Source organism: Paenibacillus sp. Y280 (assembly GCF_056786335.1).
This window is the reverse complement of record NZ_JBXCIW010000046.1, coordinates 1-7,340: the sequence shown is the minus strand read 5'-3', so window position 1 is coordinate 7,340 and position 7,340 is coordinate 1. Positions and strand designations below refer to the sequence as shown.

Below are 7,340 nucleotides of genomic sequence, written 5' to 3'. Positions count from 1 at the left end.
GCGATAGCCGTACGCAGCGCCTTCTCCTGCTAAGAATTCCATGACCCATTCACAGATTTGCTCATCGCTAACGGGCTTGCCGTCTTGTGTATAAGAAAAACCAGGTGCGGGGCGACCAACCCTGTGTATAGTCTCTTGAACTTGCCGCCTTCTATTAACATGTGAATAGTACGTGGATCGCTCTACTTCCAGTACACGCAGCACGCAGCACGAAGCTGATGCTATACCCTTGTACGATATACTTCTGAGCAATCTCTATTTTATCCGCAAGTGCGGGTTCGTTTTTTTTAGTAGGTCTTTGAGAATATCCCTCTCTAGGGCTTGCTCTGCATAGAGCTTCTTTAGTTTTTCATTTTCTCTTTCAAGCTGTGCATAATCTTCTGCAGTAGGAACAAACTTTGCTTGCTTGATGCTGTTCCCGTCCAACTGATCCAGATCCTTACGGTTTAACTCTCTAGCCCATCTGAGAACCATCTTAGGATCAAGCTCATGTTGACGCGCTACCGCTGTCATATTGCCAATCTCTTTGCCCTTAGCAACAACCATTTTCTTAAAGTTTAAGTCGTACTGTTTCTTCGTCATATTGTGTTCCCCTCCACTGATTTCATTGTATCTAAGTAAGGGGTGTACTGTCCAAGTCTAAATAGGGGCTAAATAGACATATCTTGCGTACAGACTTGCAAATGTCGGTGTCAAACTTGTTAATAAAGATGATGACGATCAAGCAAGAGTTGGTCAGAAGGTTTCATGGGGAAACTTTAAAAAAGGCGACCTTGTTTTCTTTTGGCTCAACAGTAAAAACAAAAAGGATGTCGGTCATGTTGGAATCTACATTGGCGACGGAAAAATGATTCATAACATTACCGCCAAGAGAGATGTTATTATTACAAACATTTATAAGAACAACTATTATAAAGATAGATTTGTTGTAGCAAGACGGGTAATTAAGTAGGAGCGCGATATTTTTAAGATTTGAAGGAAAAAAGATCACTCAATCCTCAAGTGGGATTAGGAGTGATTTTTTTCGTTTTTATTTTCTTGAATAAGAAGGATTAGAACGGGGAAATTAATAGTCTATATAGATGTAAGCGTCAAATAGCCCTCACCTTGTCATCAGATGAGAGCTAGGATAAGCTGGATTAAGATTTAAACACGTGGCAAGTCAGCGGTAGTGATGTTGACCAAGGCAACAGCTTGTCTAGCGTTTCCGGATTTTTCGGATCTGGGAGCTGCGGGAATGGTAACCGTTTTATGAGAACTTTAGCATAATAAAAGAGCCTGTTTTTGTTAAACGGCTCTTTTCGGGCAGGCTATTTAATTGTGCTTCTTCATAGCCAAGATTTCAGACTCAGATAACCCTGAGGCTTTAGCGATTATGGAGATTTCGACACCATGAGAGAGAAGCTCTAAAGCCATTTCAACTGTTTTTCTTCGTTCACCACGAGCTTGGCCTTCAGCTAGTGCCCCTTCAATCATAGAAGCCTCATCATGCAGGTATTTCTGTCTGTCTTCATACAATCTGCGGGCCTCTGCATCTTGACTAAGAAATTCTAACGTATCCATAGCCTTTTTCAATACTGGTTCGTTCATCGTCAGCACCTCCCAATTGGATTTATCGACACCCTTCAAGAACAGTAACCAATTTATCAATCCGCCGCTTTCGACGGGGGCAGCGTGCTCACCGAGCTTTGGCAATTCGAGAAAATGTAGTTCTATATCATCAATAAGTGGAATGCCAGTACGGTCTTCACGTAAATGAAACACATTATGATATTGATCGTTTGGCAGGACTGAATAATTTAATATGTTGATGGTCACGCATTTTTTCAACACTTTATAGGATTGGCTCTCTTGTAACTGTCCGCTGTATAGTTTGCTCCAATAAAACATGGTTCGTTTCTCGGTGTCATATTTGTTGAACAGTTGCATCTCAACATTGATGAGTTCACCTTCGGCTGTTTTGCCACGCATGTCAAGAATGGACTGCTTATCACGGGGAGCGTCCTTTTCGGTATAAGGATTCAACAGAATGATTTCGGTTAGCGGCGGCCTACCAGCATCGATAAATGTTGTGTTTAAGAATGCAAGCAACACATCCCGGTTTTCTTCACTACCGAAGATGCGTTTGAATAAAAAATCATTTCGAGGATCGAGCAGTCTGTTCATCCGTAATCAACTCCATTCATTATTAGTATATCACGTAGCAAAGTTCTTAGACACATCAAGCAGACACGCTTGTTAGTGAATTCGCGTATCTGCTTGATCAGTTATAAGCTATTGTAAGGAAATATATGAACCATCCGAGTTTACCATATCAATCGTTACGGTGAGCCATATCACATTGGTGGTTGGGGTCGGGGTGGCGGCTTTTTTCGGCGGATCGAGTGTGGGAACCTCCCAAACGCAATGGGCATAAGCTGATTATATATGTCGATTTGAGAGGATGTCTTGTACATGTTTCCTTATTTCCAAGAAATTCATCAATTCCCCAATCCTGATTATTGGTTTACGCCCCGCCGTTATTATATTTCCCCTTATTCTGAAGGATGGTGGCTCAGGAGCAATGGTGGCTTCGAATGGGATGAAAGATACCGTGTACCCGCACAACAACGGCTTACCTTCGTGCTTGTACATGGCTCTTGGTCTGACTCTCACTTCTGGGACGGCGTAGCGGCGGTGCTGCGCAGTCAAGGGCATGCCGTCTATACGCCGGAATACGCAGGTCACGGCAAAGATCCGAACAAAGATGTTACGCATGCGATGATCACGAAGTCCGTCGTTGATTTCATAACGAAACTGAACCTACGCAACTTCGTTCTCGTCGGGCACAGCTTCGGCGGAACTGTCATCCAAAAGGTTGCAGAACAGGTACCGGATCGCATCAAGCGCCTCGTCTTCTGGGACGCGTTCGTACTGAAAGATGGTGAATCTCTTGCCGACGAGTTACCGCCTCAAACGAGACGAGGATTCGAGCAACTCAGAGCCGGCTCGAAGGATGATACGATCATGCTTCCGTTTCTGCTGTTTCGGGATTTGTTCGTCAATACGGCCACATTGGAGGAAGCCAGACGGATGTATGCAGGTCTCACTCCGGAACCGGCTAGACCGTTTTTCGAGAAGCTGGATCTTAAAGCGTTCTATGAGTTGCCTATACCGAGAAGTTATGTATATTTTTATCAAGATAATGCATTGCCACAAGGAGAGGGCTTCGGCTGGCATCCGCATATGTCCACACGGCTCGGCCAGTTCCGCCTTATCGTTGGTGATGGGGACCACATTACGGATACTCGCACAAGGCCGGAGATGGTGGCTCAGAAGTTTTACGAGGCGGGCCGGGACTGACGTGCTGAAGAGCATTTTATGTGGACAGAGCAAGATCGATCCGTAATCCGCCAAGATTCGTGAAATGATCGAAAAGGTAACTGCTAAGCTAAGGGATAACAATAGTCAGGAGGAGTTGCATTTTTTAAAGCATCTCCTCTTTGATTTATTCAGGTATATTGAATAAACTGTAAGGGATATGAAAGGACAGGAGTGAAATGAAGAAAAAAGCAGCGGTAAAATTAGATGATCTAATAAATGAAATTGAAATTCAAATTCAAATGGATGAGACCGTTACATAAATAAACACCAAGACAGGACGCAACTAGGCTTTGTTTTAATACGACTATACTTACAAAATATGAGAGGAAGTCTATAAATGCAAACAACTTATAAAATAACACTTCGGCTATTAGTTATAGTAGCATTATTGGTAGTTTCTATTGGATGTTCTAATACGGAACCTAAGGTTGAAAAAACAACGAAAAATGAAGTCTTAAAATTATCAAAGCCTCAGCAGTTGCAAGAACTACCTTTTGAAAGTGGAATAGGACGAGCAATTATTATTTTTGAAGAAAGTGGTGCTGATTGTATTATTTACGCGGAAGGATTGAATCCTGGAGAAAAATATACAGTTTCTCTAATGGTAGATAATGGTATCTCTCCTGGAGTGATGTTTGGTCCAATAGAGAACGTAAATATAAGGGTGGGATCACTTGAAGATGAAGTATTGTTTAAGCCGAATTCCAAAGGCGAGCTATTCGTTTCTATGCGTAACCCAATTCGAATTTTTACAGCAGCAAAGGAAGAACTATTATTTAAGATAGAATCTGAAAATAAAAAAGTAAGTATGAAGACGGTTCCCTTTTTAGTTAACAAATAAAGAGTATAGCACAGTCTCTAAACTAACTGGAAGTATAGCTCAATAATCACGTACTACTAAGTCTAATGGGTTTCAAACTAAACTATAAAAGCGTGATGATTTTATGTTCACTGTTACTGTGGAGATGACTCAGGAGCGAAAAGATCAGTTACTTGACTGGATAACCTCTCATGGGAAGGAGAGCGTCATCGATTTCTCATGTGGCCTTATTAAGAACTCAACTTTCGCAGCTCGAAATAGGCAGATAAGCCTTGATATAACTAGGCAAACCTGCAATCCATTGTTGAAGTTGACTCTGAATTAATTTTGTGATCTTCTTTCCTGCCTTTGTTATAATCTCGGTAATTAATTCGACCAGCTGCTGTAGAGCAACAACCCAGTCCAACGTGCTGACTTCATCACAAAGCTGATAGAACAAGCCACCAAGTGTGCGATGATCGGTGCTTTGCCGATGCTGCCACGCCAGTAGAATGTAGCGGGAGAATACGATTGTCGTATGGCTGGCTAGCAAATCATAGGAGCGTCCTTGGAACTCCTTTTGCAGACGCAAAAGCGACTTGACGCACTTAAAGAAGACCTCGATGTCCCATCTCATTCTGTAGATGCTTATAACTTCCTGCGGGGTCAAAGTCAGATCAGTCGAGAGAATCGCTAGCCACTCGTTCTTCTTGGAGCGATGACGAACAAACACGACCATCACAGGAATCCCCGGAACGAGGTGCGTTCGGATACAACGCAGAATGTTACGGTTTTTGCCTTCTACCTGCGGCGCAGCAGCATACAACGCTTTGAGGCACAATCGTTTTCCGTCCACGAGGTATCGCTTGTTGTCGTTTTTAACCATGCCGACCACGTGCAGCCCACGGTTTATGATTTCTTGGATGAGAGGAGCATGGGTGAACCAACTGTCCATAAGTGCGTATGAAGCCGATAGTCCGGCGTCGATTGCGCGATCAATCATGGCAACAATCACCTGGGGGGCCGTAAGTAAAGCTTCTTGGCGACGCTTATATCCGACGGTTCGCTTATCAATTCCATCTGTAATACCGTTAATTCCTGACTTAATCGAACTGAGCAAGGAAAAATCCATCGGGAGAAACGTGTGACCGTCCGACCACCCCATTGTCAGCATACGAAAGCCCTTGTAGAACGCGCCTGTTGCATGATCCTTAAATCGCGCCAGAAGTTCCACAGCTTTACTGCGATTACGTTCAAACATGGAATCGTCGAAGATGAACGCCGTCACTCGGTTATCCGAGGTCAGTGAACGGTTTCAACGCTTAAGGACGTTAGAAACCGGCGCCATGCATATCCGGCATGATTCAAAAACCGATATACCGTATCTTTTCCTGGAAATGATTCACTCTTCTTGCTTTCGAGAAGGCGAAACCAGTTCTTCTGGTGGAATAAAAGGATAAACACGAGACGAAACAAGTAGGCACATGTAAAGCCGAATTTCTTTTTAAATCCAGCGGCATTCAGGTGTTTGAGCATGTTCAATTCTTTGAAAGCTGGCTTGATTTCTTTTGGCAGTTGATCAAATGGCTCGTTTTGATTTATCATATAGGAAACACCTTTTCTGTGTGGTTTTGGGATCTCGACAATTCCAATTATACCAAACAGAACGGTGTTTTTCATTTCGTCAACCCTTATATACAAGTGATCATGACACCAAGCAACTCAAGCGATTAGACTGTTTTTGTCTCTGCGAAAGTTGAGTTATAAATACTATGTGTGATAACGCATAAGCCGGCGCGATAGCCGGCCATATCACAATGGATTTATTCTGGTAGAGTGTTTGTTTGACAGAAGGTAATGAAGTCCGGTAGAGAAGTTATGTCGTAATTATGAACAGCGCGTACTATTTTTTCAATTATCGTCTGCTCAAAATCTTTAGAGGTTGACGGATCTAGTGTTCTTGTTTGTTTTCTTATCAAGGGGTAATACGCTTCGATAATCTTTTGCATTGCTTGACGATCACCGTATTGTGCTCGCTGGGCGGTTTCAAAGAGCTCATCGTTTGTCATTTTTCTTATCACTCTCTCCTGTCAAAGCAATCTTGAACTCCTGCATCGTGTTTGTAAGGGAGTCGATCTTTTTTTCAAAGCGAAGCAACAAATACCCTGTCACAACAATGGGGAAACCGAAGTTTCCAATCAATGATGTAACCAAAGTAATAAATTGGGGTTGATCCATGTCTTTCACCTCCTCGTCCTAATAGGTATTTGACTGTGATAAAGCGGAAAATACTGTCGAATTTTCTGTATAGCTGTTTTCCTCGTTTTAGATACTGCTTGCTGAGTAACATGAAGCATTACAGCTATCTCGCTATCCTTTGAAAGCGCTGAGTATGCGAGTGTAACAACGATTTTTTGTTTGGAAGTAAGGTTAGAAAAGCCCTCATACAAGCATTCATTGTTTAGCTGCTCTTGAAAAACAGTAGGATCTACGGTAACCTGCGGTAAATCATCACCACTGTAAACAAAAGACAGCATTTCACCAATCTCTGCCTCTTCCTCATCCGATATTTGTTTGTTATAAATGGTAAGTTCCCTTTCCTCCGAACGTTTAACTTTTCTGACGAAATCTATTCTCCCGTTGGTAATCAGTGAATTAAGATATTTGGTGAAACGAAGAGCAAAGAAATGTTTTTTAAACGAAAGATTAAGTTTTTCCAGGTTTTCTGGAGTGGTATCGTCAAAGTATTTGCTAACCAAATTTACGTTTGCAGGGTGTGAGCAAAATCCTCGGAGAACAGGATGCTGTAGTGCTATCTCGACATCAAAAAGAGGGGAAGGAGTGTGATTACTTTTTCGCATAAGAAGTCATTCCTTTCGACAAAATTGATTTTAGATTCCTACTTAATACAGTGTCATAACCATCAAAAAGTACAACCATTTAAGAACAAATGTTCCTATTTTATTATAAATTCTTCTGTCCTTTGTGAAAAGGTTTGAATACCATAAATTATGAAAAACGTTATATAGACGAAACAAATAAGGCACAGCGTGCGTTTATACGTAAGCGTCAAATAGCCCCCACCTTGTCATCAGATGAGAGCTAAGATAAGCTGGATTAAGATTTAAACACGTGGCAAGTCAGCGGTAGCGATGTTGACCAAGGCAACAGCTTGTCT

7 protein-coding genes and 2 pseudogenes are annotated in these 7,340 nt (G+C 42.2%); 3 read left to right on the top strand and 6 right to left on the bottom strand.

Going from position 1 to position 7,340, the window contains the following annotated elements; genetic code table 11:
* Positions 1–255 precede the first annotated feature (255 nt).
* Positions 256–582 (bottom strand): transposase, encoded by a 327-nt coding sequence (locus tag AC1TPC_RS26615; protein ID WP_482069741.1) that lies wholly within the window; start codon positions 580–582, stop codon positions 256–258.
* 94 nt (positions 583–676) lie between these two features.
* Between AC1TPC_RS26615 and AC1TPC_RS26610 the strand changes: the two are divergent.
* A pseudogene (locus AC1TPC_RS26610) lies at positions 677–952 on the top strand (C40 family peptidase); the annotation flags it as partial.
* Positions 953–1,314: 362 nt separating this feature from the next.
* Here AC1TPC_RS26610 and AC1TPC_RS26605 read toward each other — a convergent pair.
* The gene (locus tag AC1TPC_RS26605) at positions 1,315–2,166 is read right to left on the bottom strand and encodes an Rpn family recombination-promoting nuclease/putative transposase (RefSeq protein WP_482069740.1); all 852 of its coding nucleotides are present in this window, start codon (positions 2,164–2,166) and stop codon (positions 1,315–1,317) included.
* 288 nt (positions 2,167–2,454) lie between these two features.
* Between AC1TPC_RS26605 and AC1TPC_RS26600 the strand changes: the two genes are divergently transcribed.
* Positions 2,455–3,342, top strand: a complete 888-nt coding sequence (locus AC1TPC_RS26600) for an alpha/beta fold hydrolase (RefSeq protein ID WP_482069739.1) — start codon at positions 2,455–2,457, stop codon at positions 3,340–3,342.
* A 358-nt stretch (positions 3,343–3,700) separates the two neighbouring features.
* Entirely contained in the window at positions 3,701–4,204 is a 504-nt protein-coding gene (locus tag AC1TPC_RS26595; protein WP_482069738.1) for a hypothetical protein, read from the top strand.
* A gap of 217 nt (positions 4,205–4,421) precedes the next feature.
* Here AC1TPC_RS26595 and AC1TPC_RS26590 read toward each other — a convergent pair.
* The 4 genes and pseudogenes from AC1TPC_RS26590 to AC1TPC_RS26575 all read right to left on the bottom strand — a co-directional run bounded on the left by AC1TPC_RS26590 (position 4,422) and on the right by AC1TPC_RS26575 (position 7,023).
* Positions 4,422–5,767: pseudogene (locus tag AC1TPC_RS26590) on the bottom strand (IS4 family transposase).
* Positions 5,768–5,985: 218 nt separating this feature from the next.
* Positions 5,986–6,231, bottom strand: a complete 246-nt coding sequence (locus tag AC1TPC_RS26585) for a helix-turn-helix domain-containing protein (protein WP_482069737.1) — start codon at positions 6,229–6,231, stop codon at positions 5,986–5,988.
* Positions 6,218–6,400 carry a YvrJ family protein gene (locus tag AC1TPC_RS26580; RefSeq protein WP_236339854.1) on the bottom strand — a complete coding sequence of 61 codons (183 nt, stop codon included), beginning with the start codon at positions 6,398–6,400 and terminating at the stop codon, positions 6,218–6,220. The genes AC1TPC_RS26585 and AC1TPC_RS26580 overlap by 14 nt, the downstream gene beginning before the upstream one ends.
* A gap of 5 nt (positions 6,401–6,405) precedes the next feature.
* Positions 6,406–7,023 carry a sigma-70 RNA polymerase sigma factor region 4 domain-containing protein gene (locus tag AC1TPC_RS26575; protein ID WP_482069736.1) on the bottom strand — a complete coding sequence of 206 codons (618 nt, stop codon included), beginning with the start codon at positions 7,021–7,023 and terminating at the stop codon, positions 6,406–6,408.
* Positions 7,024–7,340: the final 317 nt, after the last annotated feature.